This window comes from Nocardia salmonicida (assembly GCF_036142455.1).
GTDB lineage: Bacteria > Actinomycetota > Actinomycetes > Mycobacteriales > Mycobacteriaceae > Nocardia > Nocardia salmonicida.
Window position 1 is genome coordinate 6,285,873 of sequence record NZ_CP108014.1, and the last position, 23,991, is coordinate 6,309,863.

A 23,991-nucleotide genomic window follows, 5' to 3' on the forward strand; every position below is an offset into this window, starting at 1 on the left:
TACCGCCGTCTCCGCCCTGGCACGATGGGGCCGTGGCCGACAGCAGCGAGTTCTCCTTCGAAGTAGGCACCCGTCTCGACGGGGGCAGGCATGGTCGGACCGGGGTGATCGGCACCCCACACGGCGAGATCGCCACGCCCGCTTTCATCCCGGTGGGGACGAAGGCTTCGGTGAAGGCTGTCCTGCCGGAGACGATGAAGGAGATCGGGGCACAGGCGCTGCTGGCCAATGCCTATCACCTGTACCTGCAGCCCGGCGCCGATGTGGTCGACGACGCGGGTGGGCTCGGCAAGTTCATGAACTGGCCGGGACCCACCTTCACCGACAGCGGTGGGTTCCAGGTGATGTCGCTGGGGGTCGGGTTCAAGAAGGTCCTCGCCATGGAGGCCGTGGACATCCGGTCCGACCAGGTGATCGCGGCGGGCAAGGAGCGGCTGGCCACCGTCGACGACGACGGGGTCACCTTCCGTTCGCATCTGGACGGTTCGAAGCATCGATTCACGCCCGAGGTGTCGATGGGGATCCAGCACCAACTGGGGGCCGACATCATGTTCGCCTTCGACGAGCTGACCACCTTGATGAATACCCGCGGCTATCAGGAGAAGTCGTTGCAGCGCACGCACGAATGGGCACAGCGTTGTATCGATGAACACGAACGGCTCACGGCCGCGCGCGGTCATCGGCCGTACCAGGCGCTGTTCGCGGTGATCCAGGGTGCGCAGTACGAAGACTTGCGGCGCAAGGCTTGTCGTGAGCTGGAGACGATCCGGGGTAGCGGCGGAACGGAATTCGACGGTTACGGCATCGGCGGCGCCCTGGAGAAGCACAATCTCGGCACGACCGTCGGGTGGTGCTGTGATGAGCTGCCCGAGTCCAAACCGCGCCACATGCTGGGAATCAGTGAGCCCGAGGACATGTTCACCGCGATCGAGAACGGGGCGGACACCTTCGACTGCGTCAATCCGTCGCGGGTGGCGCGCAATGCCGCGATCTACGTCGACGAGGGTCGTTTCAATATCAACACCGCGCGGTTCCGTCGGGACTTCACGCCGATCGACGAGAACTGCGACTGCTACACCTGCGCGCACTACACCCGCGCCTACCTGCATCACCTGTTCAAGGCCAAGGAGATGCTCTCGGCGACGCTGTGCACGATTCACAACGAGCGCTTCACGATTCGGCTCGTCGATCGGATCAGGGCCAGCATCGAGGGCGGGTACTTCGATGAGTTCAAGAAGGAGTTCTTGGGGCAGTGGCGAGGGCGGATCAAGGTGCCGGGGGAGTAGGCGGCGGACCTTACGATCCGCCGCCGGCACCGCGAACTAGTCGTGCAGGGCGTCGACCTTCGCCGGGGCGTAGGTCGGTTCGGTCTTCTTGAGGATCGCGATGACGCGGTAGGTGATCGGCATGACGAGTACCTCGCACAGGGTTTTCCACAGGAAGCCGACGATGACGTAGTTGATGAACGACTGCCAGGTGTTGATGCCGATGGCGGTGGCGGCGATCGAGCAGAAGATCAGGGTGTCGGCGAACTCGCCCACGACGGTGGAACCGATCAGGCGGGCCCACAGGTGCTTTTCCTTGGTGCGCTCTTTGATCAGCACCAGGGTGGCCGAGTTGAGCAACTGGCCGACGAAGTAGCCGGCGAGACCGGCGAGCACCAGCTGGGGGGTGGTGCCGAGGACCGTGCGGAAGGCTTCCTGGTTCTCGTAGAAGCCGGCGGGGGGCAGCTGGATGGCGATATAGAAGCAGGCGACGGTGAGCAGCAGCGCGCCGAAACCGGTGTAGATGGCGTGGCGGGTGGCGCGGAAGCCGTAGACCTCGCTGAGCACGTCGCCGAGGATGTAGGCCAGCGGGAACAGGAAGAAGGCGCCGTCGGTCGCGATCGGCAGGATCTGGATCGGGCCGAGCATCACCGAACTGTCGGTGAAGAACTCCACGCCCTTGGTGGCACAGATGTTGGAGATGATCAGCGTCGCGGTGAACAGGGCGACGATTACCGGATAGAACCCCCGCGCAACCTGGGCGAATGCCGCATGTTCCGGCGCGGGGTGCCCAGATTCAGCTGGTTTGTCGAGCGAGTTTGTATCAGTCACGCCCCCATTCTCCCAACCCTGACCCCGTCCACCACCCGGACCCGGCAAACCCGATATGTCCTACCCGAGGGGCCCGCCCCGATCTGGACTGAGTGGAGGGTGCGACGAAGGAGTACCCGGAGGGAGGGAAGATCGGGGGCCCGAAGGGCCCCGACTCGAGCGCGCCAGCGCTCAAAAGACACAGATGGAATACCCTGTAGCAATGACGAATCCCGGCGATTCCGACGAGTGGTGGAAGCAGTACGGCGGCTCCGGCGTGTCTCCGGAGTCCGGCGCGCCGGGTTCGGTGCCGCAGCATCCGACCGCCCAGCCGTCGCAGCCTTCCAATTACCCGTCGTCGCCGCAGTATCCCCAGCAGCCGGCGCCGCCACCCTCGCAGCCGCAGTACCCGCAGCAGCCGCCGTCGCAGCCGCAGTACCAGCAGCCCAACCAGCCGCAATATCCGCAGCAGCCGCCCGCTTACGGGCAGCCTCCTGCCTACGGCGGTTATCCGGCCGCGGGTGCCTATCAGCCGTACGGGCAGTACCCGCAGCCGCAGGGCACCAACGGGCTGGCGATCGGCGCGCTGGTCTCCTCGCTGATCGGCCTGTGCAGCTGTGGCCTCGGCGCGATCGTCGGCATCATCCTCGGCGTGATGGCGCTCAACCAGATCAAGGAGCGCGGCGGCGAAGGTAAGGGCATGGCGCAGGCAGGCATCTGGATCGGTGTCGCCGCGATCGTGGGCTGGATCCTCTACATCCTGTTCTTCGTGGTGCTCGGCATCGCTGGTGGCCTGGATTCGTCCACGACCTACTGACGTCGAAAAACAACAGGGGCGCTTCCGGATTCCGGAAGCGCCCCTGTTGTTTTCGTCAGGTGAAGGGAAATCAGCCCTTGACGACCTGCGTGCCGCCGGCGAACTTGTCGTGCCAGCCCTGATTGTTCGGGTCGTTGCTGATCGTGACCATGATGTAGATGGCAAGGCCGAGGCTGACGAGGCCGCCGACGCAGGGGATCAGGCCGACGATCGTGAAGAGGTTGCGCTTGAGAGACTGCTCGGGCGTCAGGCTCGGCGCACCGCCGGGTGCGAGCACGCGCAGGCCGAGGATCTTCTTGCCCAGTGTCTGACCGTTCTGCGTGACCTCCATGGCCACGAAGTAACCGTAGATGGCCAGCGACAAGATCAAAGTGGTGACGATCTGGCCGCCGGTGCCACTGCCGACGATGAGCCCGAGCAGGATCGCGACGGGGATGCCGACGATCAGGTAATCGATCAAGCGCGCACCGATCCGGATTCCCAGATCCGCGGACTGCACGCCGCCGAAGCCCTGCTGCTGACCGTACTGGCCCTGCGGCTGACCGTATTGGCCCTGCTGCGGGTAGCCCTGCTGCTGACCGTACGGGTCCTGCCCGTAGGCCGGCTGCTGCTGACCGTAGGGGTCCGGCTGGCCGTAACCGGGCTGGGGTGCGCCGCCGTGTCCGGGCTGGCCGTACGGCTGCTGCTGGCCGTAGCCGGGCTGCGGCTGCTGCTGGCCGTAGGGGTCCTGGCCGTAGCCGCCGGGCTGACCGCCCTGCGGGTACTGGTTGGGGTCGTAACCACCGCTGGTCATAATCTCAGTCCTCGTATTGATCTTCTAGATCGGTCAATGCGTACGTTACGGACATCCCTCTGGTCGGAACAACCCGATAGGCTCGAGTATCCACGGTTTCTCAGGGATGCGTGCGGGGTCGAAAACTTCGCGTAGTTCGGCAGTGGTCCGCGCGGTATATCCGAGGGACTCCGTGATCGCCGCCACTACGTCCTCGGGAGTGTGACCCAGGGCGCGTTGATCCGAAAGGCTCACGGCCCCGTCACGTTTCGCGAGCCGCTTGCCTTCTTCGTTGAGCACCAGCGGTACGTGGGCGTAGGTCGGAGCGGTGAGTCCGAGCAGTTCCGCGAGATAGGCCTGGCGCGGGGTGGACTGCAGGAGGTCGTCACCGCGAACAACCTGGTCAACACCTTGGGCGGCGTCGTCGACGACGACGGTGAGGTTATAGGCGGGGATACCGTCGCCGCGACGCAACACCAAATCGTCGACAGCGCCTCGATATCGGCCGTGTAGCAGATCGGTGATCTCGTACTCGGTGACCTCGGCACGCAATCGCACTGCGCCGGTGCGCCCTTCGGCCCGCTTGGCCGCGCGCTCGGCCTCGCTCAGCTGACGGCAGGTGCCGGGGTAGGCGCCCATCGGTCCGTGCGGCGCGGTGGCTGCCTGCTGGATTTCGCGTCTGGTGCAGAAGCATTCATACGTGCGTCCGGCCGCGGTAAGTTCGGCGACAGCGGCCGCGTAGATCGGCAGCCGGTCGGACTGGTAGACCACCGGACCGTCCCAATCGATACCGATCGCGGCGAGGTCGTCGAGCTGGCGCTGCGCGGCGCCGGGACGAACGCGGTCCAGATCGTCGACACGAATCAGGAACTCGCGCCCCGAGGTTCGCGCGAAAAGCCAGGCGAGCACCGCGGTACGCAGGTTTCCCACGTGCAGCTCGCCCGAAGGGCTCGGCGCGTAGCGGCCCGCGCCTCGACTGGTTGGCACCCCTCGATCCTAGGTGGGCTCTCGGCACAGCCGCGTCCGTAGCCGTTCCTCGGTGATGGCGTCACCGGTATCGAGCGCGACGAGCAGCTCCTGCGCGTGCGCGACGAGCCCGGCGCGGTCGACATCGTGCTGCTGGGCATTCGCCGGATAGGACTCGAGCCGCTCACTCGCGCGGCGCAGCAGAGTACCCGCGCCTTTGGCGTTGCCCCGCTGGATGTGGGTGAGGCCCACGGCGTATTGGGCCAGTCCCTGCCAGAGCATCCGTTCGGCAACCGGCCCGTTCTTCCACGCTGCCTCCAATACCTCGTGGGCATTGAATGCCAATCCGTCGTCCAGCAGTTGCTGAGCGAAGGCCAGAGTTTGCTGGGGCCCGAGTTGGAGATCGTCGGGAATTCGGGCGACTCCGGCACTGCCGGGAGGCAGCGGTCGGCCGAGTCGGTCGCGGGGTCGGTCGTTACGGGCACGACCTGCGGTGTCACGGTCACGGGAGATCATTCCCCCATGATCCACGTCTGCCCTCGATGGTGCTCATGTGACTGTTGGGACGCTCGAGAAATTGACGTATCACGGACTAATCACATGGAAGTAAATCGGGATGTGTCAACCGGATCGAGAATGGGTAAGAGGGCTGGCAATGCCCCCGCAAACGTGAAGCTTCGCAAGGTTGGCAAAACGATATGGGAAAGCAAATTCTCTTCCGCAACATTGCGGAAGACCTGCTAGTGTTTCTTCCGCGGGGGCAGCCCCCGGAGGCGGAAACGCCTCGATGCGCTGGTTCGTGCCGGTCAGTTGCGCGCGCCGTGTGGCAGTGCCTTGTGTGCCACGAAGTAACTCATCGGTCGCGCCGGATTTCGGAATGTTGCAACGATTCCAGGAGTTATCCCTCTTCTCGATGGACCAAAGGAGCAAGTGCCGTGGAAGTTGATGTGACCGATGCTGTGTGGCGGAAGAGCACCTACAGCGGACCCGATGGGAACTGCGTCGAAGTAGCCTTTCTCGCCGGCGGCGATATCGCCGTTCGCGACACCAAGGATCGCGGCCGCGGACCCGTGCTGGCCTTCGGTCCAGGGCAGTGGCGAGCCTTTCTCTCCGATGTCACCGCGGGAGAGTTCGCGCGCGGCTGAGCCGCGAGATGCATCTCGAATGGGCAACACCGGCCCCGAGTCGAGCGGACTCGGGGCCTTCTCAGTGACCTCGGAGGTTTGGCCTATCGTGGCCGGATGACCACGATGGCCGCGCGTGACGCGACGATGTACTGGCTGTCACGCCGCACCGCCAACGACGTGTTCCTGCTCTACTCTTTTGCCGAAACCGATACCGCCACTGACGAACTCCATGATTTCGTCGCCGCGCGTGCCGCGCGCATTCCGGATCTGCGGATTCGGTTACAGGAGATACCGGGCGATCTCGGCTATCCGCGCTGGGTTCCGGTCGAATTCACGTCCCAGCAATTCACCCACCACCACCCCGACGGCCTGTCGTGGCAGGCGTTGCTCGCGGATCTGGGCGAACTCTTGGGTACCCGTGTCGTGGCGACCGAATACCCATGGCGCATCCATGTTTTCCGGGCTGTCCACGGTGCCCCGCGATCGACGGAGCCCGTTGTGGTGGTGGTGCTGCAGCTTTCGCACGCACTCGCCGACGGCACTCGAGCCGCCGCCATCGCGCGAGCGCTCTTCGGGACGGCTGTGGATGAAGCTGTTGTCCACAGCACACCCGGTGCGCCTGTGGATAACTCGGCATATCACCCGGTCGGGCCTGCCCAAACTTCCACACCGCCTGTGGATTCCTGTGGACAACCCTGTGGATGGATTGCGCGACGGGTAGATCCGAGAGTGATTGGAGTGCTGCGCTTTCCCGGACAGCTCGCCGCGACAGCGTGGCGCGGGCGGGCCGCGTACCTGGCCCAGCGGGAATTGGCTGACCGGACGGCAGCGGGTGAAGTTCCGGCGGCCGCACCCGGATTCGCGCCGAGTGCGCTGAACCCGGCCTCCCCGGTTGCCGACCACACGGTGCGAATGCTGGTCGTCGATGTGGACGACCTCCGCATTCCGGGCAAAACCGTTACTGTCGTTGCGCTGACGGCGATTTCGTCCGCGCTGGTCGACTACCTCACCGAGCGCGGTGAGCGACCGGAACGGTTGGGGACGGCGCTACCGATGGCTCTTCCGGCGCCGAGCACGGCGCGCAACAACTACCGCGGACTGTCCATCGACCTGCATATCGACGAACCCGACCTGCGTCTGCGCGCGAATCTCATCGCCGATGACCTCGCCACCCGTCGTGAACGGGCGCTCAATCCGCTGCTCTCCGCACAGGATCGAGTCGGCGAGGTGGTCCCCGCTGTCCTGGCGGTGCGTGATGTCGAACGCGCCGACCTCGACGACGTGCCCGCGATGCTCGACGGCAACACCGTCGTCTCCAGCGTCTACCGCGGCCAGGGCGACCTCGCCTTCGCCGGTGGCCCGGTCCTGTTCACCGGTGGTTTCCCTGCCCTCGGCAGCGTCATGCACCTCACCCACGGGGTCCACGGAATCGGTGAAACCATCACGCTGTCCGTGCATTCCGATCCGCGGGTGATGCCCGATCCCGACCGCTACCTGCAACTGCTCGCCGAGGCGCTCGACAGGGTCGTCGCCGCGCACCGCTGAGCGCCCGGTTTCACCGAATTCGTCCGGGGCCGGTGCTGTTTCCCGGCCGGTTCAGCTCGGCGCCCACCGCGAGCAGCGCCGAGCGCACAGCCGTCGCCGCATCGGTTCCAGCGGCTTCGCCCTCGAGCACACCGTCGATGCGGAACGGGCAGAAGTACCCGGTTCCGCTGTCTCCCTGGTGTGGTCGCCCGATCTCGATGAGCGGGCCCGTCCGGTGTGCGGCGGCGATCGCCGCCGCGAGTGCGGCGTCGGCGGCTCGCGGATCGCGTCGGCGAGTGCCGGGTAGCGCGGGCCTCGATTGCGCGTGTACCCGCTCGTACCAGGCAATCACCTCGAAAGATGCTGCTCGCGCACCGGTTTCGTAGTGACCGAGCGCCGCCCTGCTGTACGGAACGCGAGTGGCCAACGCGGCCAGTGACAACCCCGCCTCTTCCCGCAGTCGCCGCAACCGAGCTCCGACGATGCCGTTCCCCTGCTCGCCCCGACTGGACATGGACTCATCGTAGAGAACTGTAGACGTTTGTAGACGCTTTTTGCTGTCCAAAAGGTCTTGACGGCGACCATACTTTTCGTGGCGGCTCAGAAGCCACAATACCGCGCCACTCGTGCAAGCACTGACTCGTTCGGAGGGGAACCGATGGAGATCTTTCTGTGGATTGCTCTGGGGCTGTTCGTATTCGGGGCGCTGAGCCGCTACCTACTACTTCTGCCGCCCGAGGACGACGGGCGTCCGAGCGTCGCCGAGATCCGGCGGCGGCTTCAGGCCGAGCGAGAGGGGCCGGGCCACGATTCGACACTGCCGTCGGTACGCAACATTTCCGCCAGAAGCTTTTCGGCGTCGGACTTCTCCCGCGCCAGGACGCTCCAGCCGCGCACCAGGCCGTCGGGGCCCGATTTCGTCGTCCACGAGCCGACCGCATGAGCACCCTGGGGATGGAGCGAGTAGTAGATGGTGCCTACCGGGAACGCGATATCCATGCCGCGGACCCAGCCGGTGAGCGCCTCGCCCTCCCAGACCCGCATCTCGCCACGCACCTGGGTGATCGGATCCGATTCAGGCGCAGGCGATTCGGTGGCCGAGTCGAGCATCAGATGGTCGCCCTCGTGCCGGATGGTCACCGCCGCTACCTCGACCTCGTCCGGGTGGTTCGCCGGTTTCTGCCAGGCTGCCCACCAGTTACCCGCCAGGTCGACGCGGTTGTCCACGATGCCGGCCAGCTCCGCCAGCGAGACCTGCAGCGCGTCGGCCAAGCGGACCGCGACCGGCAGCGTCGGCGATTGCTCTTCGGACTCGTACCTGGTGATCTGGCGCGAGCTCACCCCGATCGCGGTGGCCAGCGCGGGCTGCGAGAGCCCGAGCAGCCTGCGCCGCTCCTGGATCACCTTCCCCGTCCCGGTGTTCATACAGTCATCGCCTCCATAGCCTGCCCCTCCCGTCACACCCTGCTGGACACATCCGCACCAGACCCGCCGACATCGCGGGCCGCCGTCCTCCGTCACGAAGACCACTGGCGCGCCGCACATGCCGACTGTGTGGCCGATTCTTCCATTTCTTCGCTCCAGCAGGCCCGTTTCGTGCTGACTCAGCACAATGGCTGTGGTCCTCGCTGCCTCCAGCACCTGGCCGCGACGGCCTACAGCACCGGACTGATCGACGACATCTGAGGGTGAACTCCAGGTCAGCAGGCCCGACACGTTGACGAACTGGTTGCGAGACGGCGAAGGCGCTGCGATCGCCGTTACCGTCGAGGTATGAGTGCGGACCCCCTGGCGGAAGGCGACGGCGCCACGATTCTCGAACGCCCAGGTCTGCGCCGCCGGTGGTGGCGGTTGCGCCGACCGTTCGTGCTGCCGTCGCAGCGCGCCACCGCCGACAACATCGTCGCCGCACCCACCCCGCTGCAACCGATCGATCTGGCCGACGACGCCGAGGTGTCGCAGGTACTCGACCTTGCGGTGCGGGTGGGTGAGGTCGTGCTCGCGGCGGGCACCGGTGTCGGCGACACCACCGCGCAGGTCCGTTTCATCGCTTCCACCTACGGTTTGAACAGCTGCGATATCGACGTCACCTTCGACGCGATCCGTATCTGGGCCGACCGAGGACCGCGACTGCCGCCGGCCAGCGATATGCGGGTGGTGAAGTATCGCTCGCTCGACTTCACCCGATTGGCCGCGGTCGACCGGCTCACCCGACGCATCCGCAGCCAGATCGTCCCCGTCGACCAGGCGCACGCCGCCCTCGACGAGCTCATCTCGTCACGGCACCCCTATCCGCGCTGGGTGTCGACGGCGGGCTGGTCGTTGCTCGCGGCGGCGATCGCGGTGCTGCTCGGTGGTGGGTTCATGCTCGCCGCCATCAGTTTCGCGACAACCGCGGTGATCGATGTGGTGAACCGGGTGCTGCATCAGCTCGGTCTGCCGTTGTTCTTCCAGCACATGATCGGCGGTGTCATCGCCGCCGCCCCCGCCATCGCGCTCGCCGCGTTCAGTGAGCACTGGCGGGCTGATGCCGCGCTGATCGTGGCCGCGGGGATCACGGTGCTGCTGTCGGGTCTGCAGTTGGTCGGTTCGGTGCAGGACGCGATCACCGGCGCGCCGATCACCGCCGCGGCCCGCATGCTCGAAGTGGTGATGATGACCGCGGGCATCGTCGCGGGTATCGGTTTGGCGCTGCGTATTTCGACGATGATGGGGATCGCGGTGCCGGAGATCGCGGCGAGCGCCGGTCGCGATATCGAATATCTGCCGATCAAACTGATCGCGGGTGCCGTCGCGGCGATCGCGTTCGCGCTGGCCTGCTACGCCGAGCGGCGGGCGCTGGTCGCGGCCGGGCTCAGCGGTGCGGGCGGCATCTTGGCCTTCCTCGGCGCGCAGGATATCGGCTTCGGGCCGGTGGTGGCGGCGGGGCTGGCCGCGACGCTGATCGGTCTCGCCGGTGGTCTGATGGCGCGTCGCGCGCTCACCCCGCCCTTGGTCGTCGCGGCGGCCGGAATCACACCGCTGCTGCCGGGTCTGAAGGTGTATCGCGGGTTGTACGCCCTGCTCGAGGACGAAACGCTGCTCGGTTTCGGGCAGATCCTCGGTGCGTTCGGTGTCGGCTGCGCGCTGGCCGCGGGCGTCATTCTCGGTGAATGGTTCGACCGCTTGCTGAGCCGCCGCGGTGCGCCGCGCGACTTCGATCCGACCTACACCAGCGACCGGTGAACGGACCGGTACGCGGGTGGGCTAGATCTGCACGAGGGTGCGAGGCCCGTCGGCCGCCGTGTCGGCGGGCGCCGGGTCCTGGATGCGCGGCTTGCCTGCCGCCCAGCGCATCTGGCTGCGGGCCGCGGGCGCCTCGGTGGCCGCGGGGATGACCAGCAGCGCGAGCGCGGCGCCGTTGCTGCCGACCACGTGCATGATGCGCGCGGCCTGGTCGGTGCGGGCCGTGCTGTCGCCGGATTCACCGGCGGTCCAGTCGAATCCGAGCCGGGCCAGCTTGCCGATCCGCGGTCCGACCGCGGCCACCAGCTGGTGCAACTCGGTCATCGGCTGGTCGGTTCGCGGCCACCAGGCGCCGTCGATCGGCCCGGTGGTGGCTGTGCGGTCACGCAGCATCAGCCGGATCTGCCCGGACGCGTCGCGCCCGATGCTCGTTTCAGGTGATGTCTTCACTTCGTCGTTTACTTTCTGATTTCTGTGCGATCGACGCCGCTCACGGCATCGATCGGCGCGGTCCCAACTCGGACCGGCGCGAAAGGTTGGGTACCCACTGGACTGTGTCGGCACGCACGTTAGTTTTTGGGGGGCGGCGACGACGGTATATGGGTGTGGTGGGGGTCTCCCGCACCATCGGGGCTCACTCTACGGAAGCCCACTGACAGATCCACCGATTAAACGAACAGGGCCCCGACCGGCGAACCGATCAGGGCCCTGCTGTTGCGGAGGATAGGGGATTTGAACCCCTGAGGGCGTTAACCCAACCCGCGTTCCAGGCGAGCGCCATAGGCCACTAGGCGAATCCTCCGTGGAGCAGCATAGCGGGTTGCAGGGGGTCGATGCCAAACCGGCCCCCTGCGACGGGTTCTGACCTGCTACTTCTTCAAAGCTGCCAGCACCTTGCGAACCTGCGTCTCGGCGGCGGTGCGCATGGCCGCCTTGTCGACGGTGCGCATCGTCGACACCTCGATCTCCACCTTCACCGAGATATTGCTGTCCTGCGCGGCCACCACGACGGAGTAATCGCTCGGGATGGAACCGTAGGTGTGCTGCTCGCTGGCGTAGTACGCCTCGGTGCCGAGACCGCTCACCGGGCCGTGGTCGTAGTCCTTGCCGGTTGTCTTGGTGTCGTAGCCCTTCCAGCGCGCGTAGTCGGACTCGGTCTCGCTCTCGGTCTTGAACTCGACCTCGAGCCCCAAGCTCGCGTCGTTGGCGTTGCGGCCCGTCTCCTTGTTCTTGGCGTCGCAATCGTAGGAGCCGCCACCGATGTACTCCGACGGTCCGCGCTCGGTGTGGGTGGTCGTCTCGCGGGTGGACGACCACTGGTTCAGCACCGTGAGATCGACCAGGTCGCAGGCATTCTTGCCGTCCTTGTAGACGTAGCTGCCCGCCCACTTGTCCGGATCGGGTCCGAAGGGGTTGTCGTCGACCTTGTTGGCCGTGAACGCGATCAACCCGATCACGAGCGCGCCGACCGCGACGATGGCACCGCCGACGATCCACCACACCGCCTTGTTGCCCGACGAGGGCGGCCGCGGCGGTGGCGCACCCCACTGCGGCTGCGGCGCCTGATAGGCGCCCGCTTGCGGATGCGCGTACTGCTGCGGCTGCGGGTACGGCTGTGGGTTCACGCCGCTCTGGTAAGGCCCGGGTGGGGCGGTATAGGGCTGTGGGTTCGCGCCGCTTTGATACGGCGTGGGCGGTGCGGTGTACGGACCGGGCGCGCCGATATTGCCGCGCAGCACGGTCGGGTCGGCTTGTGCGGGGTTCTGACCTGCGCCTTCGCCTGGTCGTTCCCACCACGCGACAGTGGGATCGGACGGCGGCACACCGTCGCCGGGTGGTTGTTGATTCGGGCCGGTCACGAGCGGGCCCCCTCTCCAGTCATGGGGAACCGGAACCCCCCGCTGCCGATATCGGATAGATCGTAGCCAGCGTCACCGTCGGGGCGGCGGTTATACGGCTGCGTACACTCGAGTATCGACTGGTCGGGTGTGGTCGTCGTCGATGGATATGAGGTGGAACACGTCGTGGGTACCGCGCGAACTCCCCGGATCAGATGGGTCGAGGAAGGTCTGGCCGTGCTGGCGTCCTCGGGCGTCGACGCGGTCCGGATCGAGGCGCTGGCCAAACGCATCGGCGTGACCAAGGGCGGGTTCTACGGTTACTTCGCCGACCGCGACGCACTGCTCACCGCGATGCTCGACGCGTGGGAGAGCGAGGCGACCGACCAGGTGCTCGACCACGTCGAGCACGCGGGACTCGACCCGAAGACCAAGGCGCGCGTGGCCGGGCTGCTCACGTTTTCCAGCCACCGTCTGCTCCCGATCGACCTGGCGATCCGTGACTGGGCTCGCCGCGACGACGACGTCGCCGAACGCCTGCGCCGCGTCGACAACAAGCGAATGGCGTTGCTGCGCGAGACAATCGGCGTGTTCTGCGAAGATCCCGACGAGGTGGAAGCCAGGAGCCTGCTCGCCTTCTGCGCCACCATCGGCAGCCACTTCCTCGCCGCCGATCACGAGGGCCGCACTCGCGTCGAAGTACTCACCCGGGCCGCCGACCTGCTGTTCGAAGACCGGAATCGCTAGTAGGCAGAACTACCGCTACACTGGCCGACGGATCCCGCGCGGCGAGCATCCTGTGAACTCCCCCAGGGCCGGAAGGCAGCAAGGGTCAACGGGCTCTGCCGGGTGCGCGGGGTCCCCTTTAATTTCCGGGGGTCCCTTCTCCGACTGATCGGCCTACGCACCTTCGCAGCGTGCGAGCCTGATCCGGGTACGGATACCCCACCGATTCCGACCAGCCGCCGGGTAACGTTGCGGAAGTCAGCACGCGCAGCGTGCACACCCCCACCTTGCTGCTTCGAAAGGCTGCCCAGGATGCCCCGGCAAACGCAGATCGGTTTGATGAGCCACGAGGAACTCGTGTCCGAGCACGAGTCCCAGACCGCGAATTACGCGACGCTCCGAACCGAGAAGCTCACCCTGGACCTCACCCGAGGTAAGCCGTCGCCGGAGCAACTCGACCTGTCCGTGTCGCTGCTTTCCCTGCCGGGCGACGGTGACTTCCGCGACAGTTCGGGCACCGACTGCCGCAACTACGGCGGCCTCACCGGCCTGCCGGAACTGCGCGCGATCTTCGGCGAACTGCTCGGCATCCCGGTCGAGCGGCTGCTGGCGGGCAACAACGCCAGCCTCGAGATCATGCACGACCTCATCGTGTTCTCGATGCTCTACGGCACTCCCGACTCCCCGCGCCGCTGGGCCGACGAGCCGATCAAGTGGCTGTGTCCGGCCCCTGGCTACGACCGTCACTTCGCCATCACCGAGGCGCTCGGCATCGAGATGATCACCATCCCGATGCGCCACGACGGCCCCGACACCCACGCCATCGCGACGCTGCTGGCGAACGATGCGCAGATCAAGGGCCTGTGGGCGGTGCCGAACTACTCCAACCCCACCGGTGTCGTCTACTCCGAAGAGGTTGTCCGCGAACTGGTTTCGATGCCCGCCGCGGCGCCCGACTTCCGCCTGTTCTGGGACAACGCCTACGCGGTACACCCGCTCACCGATACCGCGGCCCCGGTCATCGACGTGCTCGGCCTGGCCGAGGCGGCGGGCAACCCGAACCGTCCGCTGGTGTTCGCGTCGACCTCCAAGATCACCTTCGCCGGTGCGGGCGTGAGCTTCTTCGGGGCGTCGCAGGCCAATATCGACTGGTACCTGTCGCACGCGTCGAAGAAGAGCATCGGCCCCGACAAGCTCAACCAGCTACGGCACCTGCGCTTCTTCACCGATGCCGAAGGTGTGCGTGAGCACATGCAGAAGCACCGCGCGCTGCTCGAGCCCAAGTTCGCGCTCGTGCGCCGCATTCTGGAAGACCGTCTCGGCGCCTCGAAGGTGGCGTCGTGGACCGAACCCAAGGGCGGCTACTTCATCAGCCTCGATGTGCTCGACGGCACCGCGGCTCGGGTGATCGCCCTGGCCAAGGAGGCCGGCATCGCGCTCACCGCCGCGGGCTCGGCCTTCCCGTACAGCAAGGATCCCGAGGACAAGAACATCCGCATCGCCCCCAGCTTCCCGCGGCTGCCGGAGCTGGAGAAGGCGATGGACGGATTGGCGACCTGCGTGCTGCTGGCGGCCACGGAAAAGCTGCTCGAGAGCTGAGTTGGCGGCTGGACTCAGGTCGGTTTGTGGACCAGGGCGCCGAACAGGGTGACGGAGATGTGGATATCGCCGCGGTCCGCGCCTGTTCGTAGGTCGGCGAGGAGTTGGTCGCGTTCGGTCGCGGTGATCACGCCGCGCAGGACCGCGAGGTCTGCGATCCGGCGCACCAGCGCGCCCGCGCCGACCGTTCGGTCCTGCACCAGCGCGTGCGAGCCGATCTCGTCGACCACCAGTCCGGTTCCGCTGAGCAGCCCGGCGAGCCGGCGACCCGACAGCGGATTGGTGGTCGAGGAGATCAGGGTGTCGATCACCGCGCTCACCACCCGCGGGTTGCCCGGATGAACGATCGCGGTCGCCCAATCGCAGTCGACCACCACCGCGCGCCCACCGGGTCGCAGCACCCTGGCGATCTCGGCCGCCGCTCGCGCGGGTGCGGTGAGATGCTGGAACACCCGCTCGCACAGCACCGCGTCGAAGGTGTCGCCGCCGAACGGCAGGCCGTAGGCGTCACCGGAGACGAACGCCGCCTTCGACCCGGACTCGACCGCGCGGCGCTGCGCCGAGGCCAGCAGATGCGGGTCCGGCTCGACGCCGACCGCGGTGCCGCTGGGCCCGAGTTCCTCGGCGAAGGTGAATACCTCCGATCCGGTGCCCGACCCGACATCGAGAGCGCTCTCGCCGGGCCGCAGCGCCAGCGCGCTGTGACTCCAGGCGCCCAGCGCGCGCATTCCGGGTCGGGTGACTTCCAGATCATGGGCGTCGATCAGCTGATCCTGGCCTGCTTGGTCGAAGCGGGCCGGGCGTGGGGTGTAGTCGGTCATACGCACCGCCAGTGTGGGAGCAGTCCTCGTGAGCATGGACTCAGAGGCTACTGGTGAAATGTGTCACGATGAATGTATGACTCGCACGCTGTGCCTCGCGCAGGAATCCGAGGCCGACGAACTGCTCAGCACCGACGATTTCGCGCTGCTGGTGGGGATGTTGCTCGACCAGCAGTACCCGATGGAGCATGCGTTTCGTGGGCCGCGCAAACTCGCCGAGCGGATGGGCGGATTCGATCTGCACCGGATCGCCGAAGCGGATCCGGCCGAATTCGAGGAACTCGCGGCCACCCCGCCCGCGATTCACCGCTATGGGCGGTCGATGGCGCGGCGGGCGCAGGCGCTCGCCCAGTATGTGATCGAGCATTACGACGGTGTACCTGCGCAGATCTGGACCGCGGGCGACCCCGATGGCAAAGAGGTGCTGCGCCGATTGCAGGACCTGCCGGGGTTCGGGGCGCAGAAGGCGAAGATTTTTCTCGCGCTGCTCGGCAAACAACGTGGGGTGCAACCGGACGGCTGGAAGAAAGCGGCCGGATCCTACGGCGACGACGGATCGCGACGGTCGGTCGCCGATGTCGTCGACGCCGAAACGTTGTCAGAAGTAAGGGAATTCAAGAAGCAGGCCAAAGCCGCGGCGAAAACCGCAGGGTGAATTCTTAGTTACGATCCGGTTGCTTTTATCCCTCGTCACCGGGGTGGATCTGTTCGAAGCTTGTTTCTCGAACAGCTCCACAACAGATGAGGGATTGGCAGTTTTATGAAGATGAGGAAGTTCGCCGTTGTCGCGGCGCTGTTGACTGTGGCTACCGGCATCACCGCAGGAACCGTCAACGCCGCGCCGACCGCGCAGGCCGATACCCCCGTGAACTTCACGGCCCAGGAGGTCAACGGCACGTCGGTGATCACCACCGATGCCGGCTCGCTGGTCGCGGAGGACGGCGCCTTCAAGGTGAAGGCTGCGAACGGCACGACGATCGCGGCCACGCCGCTGACGTTCCGGCTCGACGATTTCGAGCTGCCCATCGCCGCGGAGATCGCGGGCAACACCGCGACCCTGACGCCCCAGCTCGACGTGTCCAAGGCCGTGTACAAGCCGGTTGCCCTTCCGTTCGAGGACAAGGCGCCGTTCAAGACCGAATACGACCGTGAGGTCGCGGCCTGGAACCGGTTGACCAGCACGATCTCCCTCGGTGCTGCGGTCGGCACCCTGCTCGGTGGCCTCACCGGCGGTGCCGTCGGTTGCGTCCTCGGCGGCATTGCCGGCGCGACCGTCGCCGCGGCGACCATCGTCGGCCTCTTCGGCCCGTTCCTGCCCGCGGCGGCTATCGGCTGCATCGGCGGCATTCTGGCGGTCGGCGCCCTCGGCACGCTGGTCGGTCAGATCTTCATCACGGCTCCGGTCGCGATCGGTGCCGCTATCCAGTACTTCACCACTGTCAACGCACCCTTCACAGCCCCGGCCAAGTAGCCACGCGCAACCCCTCCCGGAACTTCGGTTCCCGGAGGGGTTTTGCCGTTTTCGGGATGATGCGCACTGTATTGCGCGCCCAGGGCGCCGCGCTGAACTGGGAGTATGGTGTGCCGCACCGCACAATTCGCCGGTTTGGGTTGGATGGGTCGGGATTCGGTGTTAACTTGATTGTTATGTCCAGCAACCGTCTGTCCGCCCAGCGGGTCACCTACGTGACCGCCGCTCTGGGCTTGCGGTTGCCGTTGACGCGCGAACTGTGTCGTTCCTGCTTCTGCAGCTGATCCCCTCAGGTTCGCGAGCTGCCACGCCCCACGTGTAGGCAATCCCGTTGAGATGACGGGATTTTTTGGCAAGGAACTTCATATGTCTGCTCCCATCATCGATCGCCCCGCCTCCCGGACGGGCGCCGCTCGACCTCGTGTTTCCCGCCCTGTCGTGCCGCCGGAGCTGCGTCGCAGCGACAACCCCGCCGCCGCGGTGCTGCGAACCGCAGCTTCTGGTCCCGTCTCGCGTGACAACGCCGCGCGGGCAACGGGTTTGAGTATCGCCACCGTGAATCGGCAAGTGGCGTCGCTGCTTTCGGCCGGACTGCTGCGTGAGCGGCCCGATCTGACCGCCGCGGGTGCGGTCGGTAGGCCGCGGGTGCCGTTCGAGATCGATCACGACGCCTATCTGACGCTCGGCATCCATATCGGTGCCGAGGCAACGAAGATCGTCGCCGCTGATCTGCGTGGGCGCATTCTCGGTGGGCTCGCCATCGCCACACCGCAGACCGGGCAGGAGTTCGCGGTCACCACCGTCGCTCGCAGCGCCAAGGCGTTCCTGCAGCGCTGGCATCGCCGGACCCCGCTGTGGGCGGGCGTGGCCATCGGTGGCCGGGTGGATCCGCAGAGCGGTGTGGTCGACCATCCGAAGCTGGAATGGAAGGGCGCGCCGATCGGGCAGGTGCTCGGTGACGTACTCGAGCTGCCGGTTTCCGTCGCACCGCACGTCGAGGCGATGGCGGCTTCGGAGCTGCTGCTGCCGACCTTCGATGCTCGTCGGCCCGAGCCCGATACCGAACTTCCCGCTGTGCAGCACGGCAGCAGCCTCTACTTCTATGTTCGTGAGACCGCGGGCATCGCCGTGACTCTCGACGGACGGGTCCATACGCCGAGCAACGGGCCCGGGTCGATCGCGCACCTCCCGACCGGGTCCGATGTGCAGTGCACGTGCGGACGGCGTGGGTGCTTGGAAGTGACCGTCGGTGACCGGGCTCTGCAGGCTCGGGCTGTCGGTCGCGGAATCATCCCGGCGCACAACGGGACTGCCGGCACGACGATCAACGATCTGTATCGGGCCGCTGAGTCCGGGTCCGAATCGGCGCGGGAATTGCTCGCCGAGCGGGCGACGATGCTCGGGCAGACCGTCGCGCTGGTTCGGGACATGCTCAACCCGGACCGAGTTGTCCTGGGCGGACAGGCATTTACGGGTTACCGACCCGCGCTGGGGCATGTGGCCAGGGCGTTCTCGCAGAGTACGCAGTTGGCGGCCACGGATATCCGTATCAGTGGATTCGGCGGCAAGGTACAGGAATTCGCCGCGGTGGTCACATCGCTGAGCGCGCTGTACGCCGACCCGCTGGCGGCTATTCGTCGGGTATAGAAACCAGGACATAGAAAACGCCCCGCGACTCGTCAAGAGTCGCGGGGCGTTTCGCGTAGGCGGATCAACGCGGGTTGAACGCGCCTTCCAATGCCGTGATGAAGAACGGGAATTGCGCGGCGAAGCGGTGCAGGTTGGGGTCTCGGTCGTAGCCGGCGAACCAGTAGAGACCCGGTTGTGAGTCGGCGGCCGGGTTCATATCGCGGAAGGTGCGGATCCAGTTGTCGACTCTGCCGCTGATCACCGTGTAGGGGAGCGCGCGGGAGAAGATCGTCTCCTGGTCGATGGGGGGAATCCGGTCGCGGGTGACGGTGTCGAGGCCACGGTGCATGGCGCGGATTCGGCCTGCGACGGTGTCGCCCAGTGGGGTTCGGGTGGGGAGGTAGTTGGGGAGCAGCAGCGCCGCGCCACCTGCGAGGGCGATGGCTACGCCCACCAGGGCGTGGCCGGAGGTCAGGGCGAGCGTGACCGTGATGATCACGCCGAGGGCGATCAGGGCGGCGCCGATCCAGCGGGGCAGCGCCCGCTGCTTCGGGTCGGCGAAGGCGCCGGTGGCGACCGCGTCGTTGCGCATGGCGGCGCGGATCGGGTCCAGCTGCAGGCGGCCCGGGGTGCGCAGTTCGCGGACAGCGACGGTGTCGGTGCCCTCGGGGAGCAGCATGTCGTAGACGGTGCGTTCGTAGTCGCGCAACTGGTCGTCGGGGGCGTTGACGCGGCTGATGCGCCAATCGTCTTCGCCGCGCGCGTTCACCGGGGTGATCCACAGGTAGCGGCGGACGGCGAGATCGACGACGGTGGCGGCGATGTCGACCGGATCGGCGTGCTCGTCGATGATCAGGCCCGCCTCACCGGGGAGCACACCGTCGGGGGAGACGAACTCGACCCGGCCGCCCTGCTGGATCAGCGGATCGAAGTCGTCGCTGCCCCTGACCGCGGCGGCGGCCCGCTTCCGCGCCAGCAGCACGTAGGCGATCATGCCCGCCAGTGCCAGCAGCAGGGCGCCGAACGCGGCGAGCACGGGCGTGGTGAAGGCGAAGGGGCCCGTACCGCCGCCGCGCACATCGGCATTCGCGGGCACGGTGCCGGGGGGCATCTGCAAGGTGAGGTCGATGGCATCGCCCTTGCGCAGGTCGGTCTGGTGCAGGTACAGCACGCCGTCGGGCTCGGTGTGGACATCGGCGCACGGCTTGGCATTGCCCGCGGAGCCGAGTTTGCAGTCCACGATGCCCATTTGGAAGCTCGGGCTGATCACCGAGACGTCGAGCACGGCGATATCGGCATTGAGCACGCCCAGCCAGTGGAACACCTGGGTGCCCGGCATGTCGGAGACGGTGTTGTGCACCGTATACGTGAACTTCGATTCGCCAGGCTCGGCTTCGACGACGAACTGGTCGTTGACGGTGGTGGCGGTGCCCGAACCGCTCGCGGTCACATCGGTGACCTTGAAGACCCGCTCGACATCGTCACCGACCTTGAGGCGCAACGGCAGCGACATCGTGAAATTTCCGTCGGCGGGCACCGCGACAGTTTCGATGACCTCGAGCACACCGGTTTCGGTGAGCGTGAGGTCGGCGGTGATCGAAACACCGGTGGTCGCGGGCTGCGTGTTGGCTACCGGCGCGGCCATGAGCAACCCCGCCGCAGCGAGCAGCAGCGCGCCCGCGGCGCCCCCCCGAAAAGTCAGCATGGGTGCTTACTCTAGACAGCTTGCTATTCTGCGTCAGCGGCTGTCGACGACTCATGAGACGAGGGGGGTACGGGGGAGTGACTCAACCACCGTACGGTTATGGGCCGAACGGCCCAGGTGGACGACCGGTTCCGCCGCCCCCTGGCTATGGTCCGCCCCCGGGATACCGGCCACAACCGGGATATGGGCAGCCAGGTTATCCACAGCCTCAGGGTTATCCACAGGGTTACGGGCAGCGTCCGGCGTACGGTCCGCCGCCGGGATACCGCCCGCCGCCCATGCCCTACGGACCGCCGGGCAGGCCGACTCCGCCGCCTCGTAAGCGCGGTGGTGGCTTCACCTCGGTAATCCTCGTCGTCATCTTCCTGCTGGTCGGTGGCTTGGTGAAGTACGCCGTCAACACCGGCGTCGACCTCGGCATCGGCGCGATCGGCCCGAAACCGACCACCACCTACACCCCCCAGCCCGGTACCGCGCCCGCCGCGACCGGGGACAACCCGCTGCTCACCGACTCCGACGGCACCCTGGTACCGGCATCGTGCAACTACGCGCCGTGGGGCACCCAGGTGGACAGGGCACGCGCCTTCTTCGAATCGGCCGCGGAGTGCCTCGAGTCGGCGTGGAAACCACTGCTGGCGGAGAACAATCTGCCCTTCGAGTCGCCGACGCTCAGCGTCACCGCGACCACCGACGGCATCACCACCCCGTGCACCGGATCGACAAGCAACTTCGCCGCGTTCTACTGCCCGGCGAACAAGACCATCTACATGCCGATCAGCCAGCTGCAGACCGAGCAGTTCCGCGACAACTGGGTCGTGTACCTGTCGGTGTTCGCGCACGAGTACGGCCACCACGTGCAGGCCCAGTCGGGCATCCTGCGCAAGGCCAACAGCGAGCGCGTCGACGCGGGCGCCCGCTCGGCCAAGGGGCTCGAGCTCTCGCGCCGAGTCGAGTTGCAGGCCAACTGCTTCGACGGCATGTTCATCGCCTCCTCGAAGGGCGGCGGCTCGCTGACCTCCTCGCAGGTCACCGTCGCGACCAAGGATTCCCACGGCCGCGGTGACGGCCCCGGCGACATGCGCGACCACGGCACCGCGGAGCACGGCGGCCAGTGGTTCGAAACCGGCTTGGATCGCAACCTCACAGCTCAGTGCAACACCTTCACGGTGTCTGCGAGCGAAGTGAACTAACTGATGTCACAACCGCCCGGCTACGGGCCCTATGGGCCCTACGGCCCGCCGGGATATCCGCCGCAGCAGCCCTACGGGTATCCGGCCTCGCAGGACCAGCGACCGATGTCGCCGCCTTACGGTCGGCCGCTGCCGCCGCCGTACGGCTATGCGCCGCAGGGGTATCCGCCGCCACCACGTCGTGGCGGATCCGGCGCGGTCGGTGTGGTGCTGACGGTGTTGACCGTGTTCGGCGTCATCGGGCTGCTGTTGGTCGCGGTGACAGTGTCGGATCAGAGCTCGCCCGGTTCGGTCGCTAAGACAACGCCGCCGAGTTTCACCTACAGCTCGAATTCGCCGGTGCCGACCACGAATCCGACGTCGGCGCGAACCACCACCACCGCGCGTACCACCGCGCCGACGACGACCAAACCCGCAGGCCCGCAACCCGTTATCGCTCTCGGCCAGCATCCGCTGTTCAAGAACGACGATGCGGGCCTGACGAACATGGACTGCGATCTGCCGCGCTGGTCGACCGACGCGGCGGTGGCCAAGGCCTACTTCGCAGCGGCGCAGGTCTGCCTCGATCAGATGTGGCGGTCGAATCTGGCTGCCGCGAATCTGCCGTTCACGAGCCCGGGTCTGGTTGTCGCCGAACAGCCTTCGCAGCTGTCGTCACCGTGTGGCGGCGCCACCAGCGACGCGTTCTACTGCAGTGCCTCGAGCACCATCTACATGTCGACGGCGGGTCTGGTCCTGCACAACACCCCGTATCCGCCGATGGAAGCGCTGTCGGTCTACGCACACGAGTACGGCCATCACATCCAGGGGCTCACCGGCCTGCTGCAGGCATCGTCGAATCAACGTCGTGAGCAGGGCACGATGTCGGCGGGTGGACTGGAGACCTCACGCCGAATGGAGTTGCAGGCCAGCTGCTTCGGCGGCATGTACATCGGTTCGTCGGAAGCGGGCGGTTCGTGGACCTCGCAGGAGGGCTACGCCGCGGTGAAACACAACTACAACCGCGGTGACGGCAACGGCCGCCACCGCGATCACGGAACCCCGGACCACAACGGCAATTGGTACAACCAGGGCTACTCGAAGAACCGTAACTTCGAATGCAACACCTGGCTGGCACCGTCCGACGAAGTGAGCTAGGTCCCGTAGTGGCCCTCGCCGAAGCGGCGGGGGGAGGAACCGTGCACGCCTTCGGCATAGGCGGTTTCGGCGTGGAGGGCGAAGTCGATGCCCGCGGTTTCGTCTTCCTTGCTCACGCGGAAGCCGATGATCTTGTCGACCCCCTTGCCCAGCACCCACGAGACCGTGAAGGCATAGGCCGCGACCACGAATACCGCGACCAGCTGCTTGCCGAGCTGGGTGAAGCCGCCGCCGTAGAGCAGGCCGTTCACGCCGCCGGTCATCACCTGGGTGGCCAGCAGGCCGATCAGGACGGTGCCGACGATGCCGCCGACGAAGTGCACGCCCACCACGTCGAGCGAATCGTCATAGCCCGCTTTGTGTTTCCAGCCGACCGCGAACGAACACACCACACCGGCGGCCAGACCGACGATGACCGCGCCGAGGGTGTTCACCACGCCGCAGGACGGGGTGATCGCGACCAGACCGGCCACCGCACCCGAGGCCGCGCCGAAGGTGGTGGGCCGACCGTCGCGGACCTGTTCGACGATGAGCCAGCCGAGCATGCCGAGGCTGCCCGCGACCAGGGTATTCAGGAAGACCGCCGCCGCGGTCCCGGTGGCGCCCAGCGCGGAGCCCGCGTTGAATCCGAACCAGCCGAACCACAGCAGGCCGGCGCCGAGCAGCACGAACGGCAGGTTGTGCGGACGCATCGCATCGATGTTGAATCCGATCCGCGGCCCGAGGACCAGCGCCAACGCCAAGGCCGAAGCGCCGGAGGCGATCTCGACCACCAGGCCGCCCGCGTAGTCGAGCGCGCCGAAGTTCAGCAGCCAGCCGTCGGGTCCCCACACCCAGTGCGCGATCGGCGCGTACACCGCCAGCGTCCACAGCGGAACGAAAGCCATCCAGCCCGCGAACTTGGCGCGGTCGGCGATGGCGCCGGAGACCAGGGCCGCGGTCAGGATGGCGAACGTCAGCTGGAAGGTGACGAACAGCAGCTCCGGAATGGTGCCGCGGACGGAGTCGGGGGTGATCCCGGCCAGCCCGAAGTGCTCGAGATTGCCGATCAGGCCACCGCCCGCGTCGTCGCCGAACGCGAGGCTGTAGCCGGCGACCAGCCAGACCACGGTGACCAGCGGGATCGCGATGAAGCTCATCATCAGCATGTTCAGCACGCCGGTCGAGCGCACCATCCCGCCGTAGAACACGGCCAGCGCCGGCGTCATCAACAGCACCATGGCGGTGGCCGCGAGTAGCCAGGCGGTGGCCGCCGGGTCGATCGTTGCGGGCACGGGAACTCCTTTCACGCGTGAATGCGTTGCAAGGAAGTTACCGAACGCGCACAGGATAAAACCCGTCAGTCCTGTCGGCCGACCAGCGCGGTCAC

General features: G+C 66.7%; 23 protein-coding genes, 1 tRNA gene and 1 other RNA gene. 13 read left to right on the forward strand and 12 right to left on the reverse strand.

Going from position 1 to position 23,991, the window contains the following annotated elements:
* Positions 1-32: 32 nt before the first annotated feature.
* The gene (tgt, locus tag OHS03_RS29400; protein ID WP_056822073.1) at positions 33-1,286 is read left to right on the forward strand and encodes a tRNA guanosine(34) transglycosylase Tgt; all 1,254 of its coding nucleotides are present in this window, start codon (positions 33-35) and stop codon (positions 1,284-1,286) included.
* Between the two features lie 36 nt (positions 1,287-1,322).
* Here the strand turns inward: tgt and OHS03_RS29405 are convergent, their stop codons facing one another.
* The gene (locus OHS03_RS29405; protein WP_328658545.1) at positions 1,323-2,096 is read right to left on the reverse strand and encodes a queuosine precursor transporter; all 774 of its coding nucleotides are present in this window, start codon (positions 2,094-2,096) and stop codon (positions 1,323-1,325) included.
* 202 nt (positions 2,097-2,298) lie between these two features.
* On the opposite strand from OHS03_RS29405, the gene OHS03_RS29410 reads away from it, so the two are divergent.
* Positions 2,299-2,892 carry a DUF4190 domain-containing protein gene (locus tag OHS03_RS29410; RefSeq protein WP_056822069.1) on the forward strand — a complete coding sequence of 198 codons (594 nt, stop codon included), beginning with the start codon at positions 2,299-2,301 and terminating at the stop codon, positions 2,890-2,892.
* A gap of 70 nt (positions 2,893-2,962) precedes the next feature.
* Here the strand turns inward: OHS03_RS29410 and OHS03_RS29415 are convergent, their stop codons facing one another.
* Genes OHS03_RS29415 through OHS03_RS29425 form a run of 3 tightly spaced genes read right to left on the reverse strand, consistent with a single transcriptional unit; the run spans position 2,963 to position 5,146 of the window.
* Complete coding sequence (locus OHS03_RS29415) at positions 2,963-3,685, reverse strand: RDD family protein (protein WP_328658547.1); 723 nt, start codon at positions 3,683-3,685, stop codon at positions 2,963-2,965.
* Between the two features lie 45 nt (positions 3,686-3,730).
* Positions 3,731-4,651: a tRNA glutamyl-Q(34) synthetase GluQRS gene (gene gluQRS, locus OHS03_RS29420; protein ID WP_328658548.1), complete on the reverse strand. Its 921-nt coding sequence runs from the start codon at positions 4,649-4,651 to the stop codon at positions 3,731-3,733.
* Between the two features lie 9 nt (positions 4,652-4,660).
* Positions 4,661-5,146 (reverse strand): DUF309 domain-containing protein, encoded by a 486-nt coding sequence (locus OHS03_RS29425; protein WP_328658550.1) that lies wholly within the window; start codon positions 5,144-5,146, stop codon positions 4,661-4,663.
* Positions 5,147-5,565: 419 nt separating this feature from the next.
* On the opposite strand from OHS03_RS29425, the gene OHS03_RS29430 reads away from it, so the two are divergent.
* Positions 5,566-5,775 carry a DUF397 domain-containing protein gene (locus tag OHS03_RS29430; RefSeq protein ID WP_056822060.1) on the forward strand — a complete coding sequence of 70 codons (210 nt, stop codon included), beginning with the start codon at positions 5,566-5,568 and terminating at the stop codon, positions 5,773-5,775.
* Positions 5,776-5,871: 96 nt separating this feature from the next.
* Positions 5,872-7,302: a WS/DGAT domain-containing protein gene (locus OHS03_RS29435; RefSeq protein ID WP_328658552.1), complete on the forward strand. Its 1,431-nt coding sequence runs from the start codon at positions 5,872-5,874 to the stop codon at positions 7,300-7,302.
* 10 nt (positions 7,303-7,312) lie between these two features.
* On the opposite strand, the gene OHS03_RS29440 is transcribed toward OHS03_RS29435, so the two are convergent.
* Complete coding sequence (locus OHS03_RS29440; protein ID WP_328658554.1) at positions 7,313-7,795, reverse strand: helix-turn-helix domain-containing protein; 483 nt, start codon at positions 7,793-7,795, stop codon at positions 7,313-7,315.
* A 266-nt stretch (positions 7,796-8,061) separates the two neighbouring features.
* The gene (locus tag OHS03_RS29445; protein ID WP_328658556.1) at positions 8,062-8,706 is read right to left on the reverse strand and encodes a helix-turn-helix domain-containing protein; all 645 of its coding nucleotides are present in this window, start codon (positions 8,704-8,706) and stop codon (positions 8,062-8,064) included.
* Positions 8,707-9,054: 348 nt separating this feature from the next.
* Here OHS03_RS29445 and OHS03_RS29450 point away from each other — a divergent pair, with 348 nt between their 5' ends.
* Complete coding sequence (locus OHS03_RS29450; protein WP_328658557.1) at positions 9,055-10,506, forward strand: threonine/serine exporter family protein; 1,452 nt, start codon at positions 9,055-9,057, stop codon at positions 10,504-10,506.
* 21 nt (positions 10,507-10,527) lie between these two features.
* Here the strand turns inward: OHS03_RS29450 and OHS03_RS29455 are convergent, their stop codons facing one another.
* From OHS03_RS29455 to OHS03_RS29465, 3 genes are all read right to left on the reverse strand, one after another.
* Entirely contained in the window at positions 10,528-10,956 is a 429-nt protein-coding gene (locus OHS03_RS29455; protein WP_056822051.1) for a DUF5994 family protein, read from the reverse strand.
* Positions 10,957-11,223: 267 nt separating this feature from the next.
* A tRNA-Ser gene (locus tag OHS03_RS29460) sits at positions 11,224-11,308 on the reverse strand.
* Positions 11,309-11,375: 67 nt separating this feature from the next.
* Positions 11,376-12,365 (reverse strand): hypothetical protein, encoded by a 990-nt coding sequence (locus tag OHS03_RS29465; protein WP_328658559.1) that lies wholly within the window; start codon positions 12,363-12,365, stop codon positions 11,376-11,378.
* 165 nt (positions 12,366-12,530) lie between these two features.
* Between OHS03_RS29465 and OHS03_RS29470 the strand changes: the two genes are divergently transcribed.
* From OHS03_RS29470 to OHS03_RS29480, 3 genes are all read left to right on the forward strand, one after another.
* The gene (locus OHS03_RS29470) at positions 12,531-13,091 is read left to right on the forward strand and encodes a TetR/AcrR family transcriptional regulator (protein ID WP_174551979.1); all 561 of its coding nucleotides are present in this window, start codon (positions 12,531-12,533) and stop codon (positions 13,089-13,091) included.
* A gap of 26 nt (positions 13,092-13,117) precedes the next feature.
* Positions 13,118-13,212, forward strand: an RNA gene (ffs, locus tag OHS03_RS29475) — signal recognition particle sRNA small type.
* A 170-nt stretch (positions 13,213-13,382) separates the two neighbouring features.
* Positions 13,383-14,669 (forward strand): aspartate aminotransferase type Ic, encoded by a 1,287-nt coding sequence (locus OHS03_RS29480; RefSeq protein ID WP_328658560.1) that lies wholly within the window; start codon positions 13,383-13,385, stop codon positions 14,667-14,669.
* A 14-nt stretch (positions 14,670-14,683) separates the two neighbouring features.
* Here the strand turns inward: OHS03_RS29480 and OHS03_RS29485 are convergent, their stop codons facing one another.
* A complete protein-coding gene (locus tag OHS03_RS29485; RefSeq protein WP_371852062.1) occupies positions 14,684-15,526 on the reverse strand; it encodes a methyltransferase domain-containing protein in 843 nt (280 codons plus the stop codon).
* Between the two features lie 40 nt (positions 15,527-15,566).
* On the opposite strand from OHS03_RS29485, the gene OHS03_RS29490 reads away from it, so the two are divergent.
* The 3 genes from OHS03_RS29490 (at position 15,567) to OHS03_RS29500 (ending at position 18,608) form a co-directional block, all read left to right on the forward strand.
* Positions 15,567-16,145, forward strand: a complete 579-nt coding sequence (locus OHS03_RS29490; RefSeq protein WP_328658562.1) for an HhH-GPD-type base excision DNA repair protein — start codon at positions 15,567-15,569, stop codon at positions 16,143-16,145.
* A 105-nt stretch (positions 16,146-16,250) separates the two neighbouring features.
* Complete coding sequence (locus OHS03_RS29495; protein WP_328658564.1) at positions 16,251-16,961, forward strand: DUF8020 domain-containing protein; 711 nt, start codon at positions 16,251-16,253, stop codon at positions 16,959-16,961.
* Between the two features lie 366 nt (positions 16,962-17,327).
* Entirely contained in the window at positions 17,328-18,608 is a 1,281-nt protein-coding gene (locus tag OHS03_RS29500) for an ROK family transcriptional regulator (RefSeq protein ID WP_062990218.1), read from the forward strand.
* A gap of 64 nt (positions 18,609-18,672) precedes the next feature.
* Here OHS03_RS29500 and OHS03_RS29505 read toward each other — a convergent pair whose 3' ends face one another.
* Positions 18,673-20,295: a DUF2207 family protein gene (locus tag OHS03_RS29505; protein ID WP_328658566.1), complete on the reverse strand. Its 1,623-nt coding sequence runs from the start codon at positions 20,293-20,295 to the stop codon at positions 18,673-18,675.
* A 278-nt stretch (positions 20,296-20,573) separates the two neighbouring features.
* On the opposite strand from OHS03_RS29505, the gene OHS03_RS29510 reads away from it, so the two are divergent.
* Both OHS03_RS29510 and OHS03_RS29515 read left to right on the forward strand, forming a co-directional pair.
* The gene (locus OHS03_RS29510) at positions 20,574-21,485 is read left to right on the forward strand and encodes a neutral zinc metallopeptidase (RefSeq protein ID WP_328658567.1); all 912 of its coding nucleotides are present in this window, start codon (positions 20,574-20,576) and stop codon (positions 21,483-21,485) included.
* A gap of 3 nt (positions 21,486-21,488) precedes the next feature.
* Entirely contained in the window at positions 21,489-22,622 is a 1,134-nt protein-coding gene (locus OHS03_RS29515; RefSeq protein WP_328658569.1) for a neutral zinc metallopeptidase, read from the forward strand.
* On the opposite strand, the gene OHS03_RS29520 is transcribed toward OHS03_RS29515, so the two are convergent.
* Complete coding sequence (locus tag OHS03_RS29520) at positions 22,619-23,896, reverse strand: ammonium transporter (RefSeq protein WP_328658571.1); 1,278 nt, start codon at positions 23,894-23,896, stop codon at positions 22,619-22,621. The genes OHS03_RS29515 and OHS03_RS29520 overlap by 4 nt on opposite strands.
* Positions 23,897-23,991: the final 95 nt, after the last annotated feature.

Excerpts from the sequence above, each read along its gene's own strand:
- OHS03_RS29410 (WP_056822069.1), top strand. The coding sequence starts at position 2,299 with ATGACGAATCCCGGCGATTCCGACGAGTGGTGGAAGCAGTACGGCGGC.
- OHS03_RS29415 (WP_328658547.1), bottom strand. The coding sequence starts at position 3,685 with ATGACCAGCGGTGGTTACGACCCCAACCAGTACCCGCAGGGCGGTCAG.
- OHS03_RS29425 (WP_328658550.1), bottom strand. The coding sequence starts at position 5,146 with ATGATCTCCCGTGACCGTGACACCGCAGGTCGTGCCCGTAACGACCGA.
- OHS03_RS29435 (WP_328658552.1), top strand. The coding sequence starts at position 5,872 with ATGACCACGATGGCCGCGCGTGACGCGACGATGTACTGGCTGTCACGC.
- OHS03_RS29440 (WP_328658554.1), bottom strand. The coding sequence starts at position 7,795 with ATGTCCAGTCGGGGCGAGCAGGGGAACGGCATCGTCGGAGCTCGGTTG.
- OHS03_RS29445 (WP_328658556.1), bottom strand. The coding sequence starts at position 8,706 with ATGAACACCGGGACGGGGAAGGTGATCCAGGAGCGGCGCAGGCTGCTC.
- OHS03_RS29450 (WP_328658557.1), top strand. The coding sequence starts at position 9,055 with ATGAGTGCGGACCCCCTGGCGGAAGGCGACGGCGCCACGATTCTCGAA.
- OHS03_RS29480 (WP_328658560.1), top strand. The coding sequence starts at position 13,383 with ATGCCCCGGCAAACGCAGATCGGTTTGATGAGCCACGAGGAACTCGTG.
- OHS03_RS29485 (WP_371852062.1), bottom strand. The coding sequence starts at position 15,526 with ATGCTCACGAGGACTGCTCCCACACTGGCGGTGCGTATGACCGACTAC.
- OHS03_RS29490 (WP_328658562.1), top strand. The coding sequence starts at position 15,567 with ATGACTCGCACGCTGTGCCTCGCGCAGGAATCCGAGGCCGACGAACTG.
- OHS03_RS29495 (WP_328658564.1), top strand. The coding sequence starts at position 16,251 with ATGAAGATGAGGAAGTTCGCCGTTGTCGCGGCGCTGTTGACTGTGGCT.
- OHS03_RS29500 (WP_062990218.1), top strand. The coding sequence starts at position 17,328 with ATGTCTGCTCCCATCATCGATCGCCCCGCCTCCCGGACGGGCGCCGCT.
- OHS03_RS29505 (WP_328658566.1), bottom strand. The coding sequence starts at position 20,295 with ATGCTGACTTTTCGGGGGGGCGCCGCGGGCGCGCTGCTGCTCGCTGCG.
- OHS03_RS29510 (WP_328658567.1), top strand. The coding sequence starts at position 20,574 with ATGCCCTACGGACCGCCGGGCAGGCCGACTCCGCCGCCTCGTAAGCGC.
- OHS03_RS29515 (WP_328658569.1), top strand. The coding sequence starts at position 21,489 with ATGTCACAACCGCCCGGCTACGGGCCCTATGGGCCCTACGGCCCGCCG.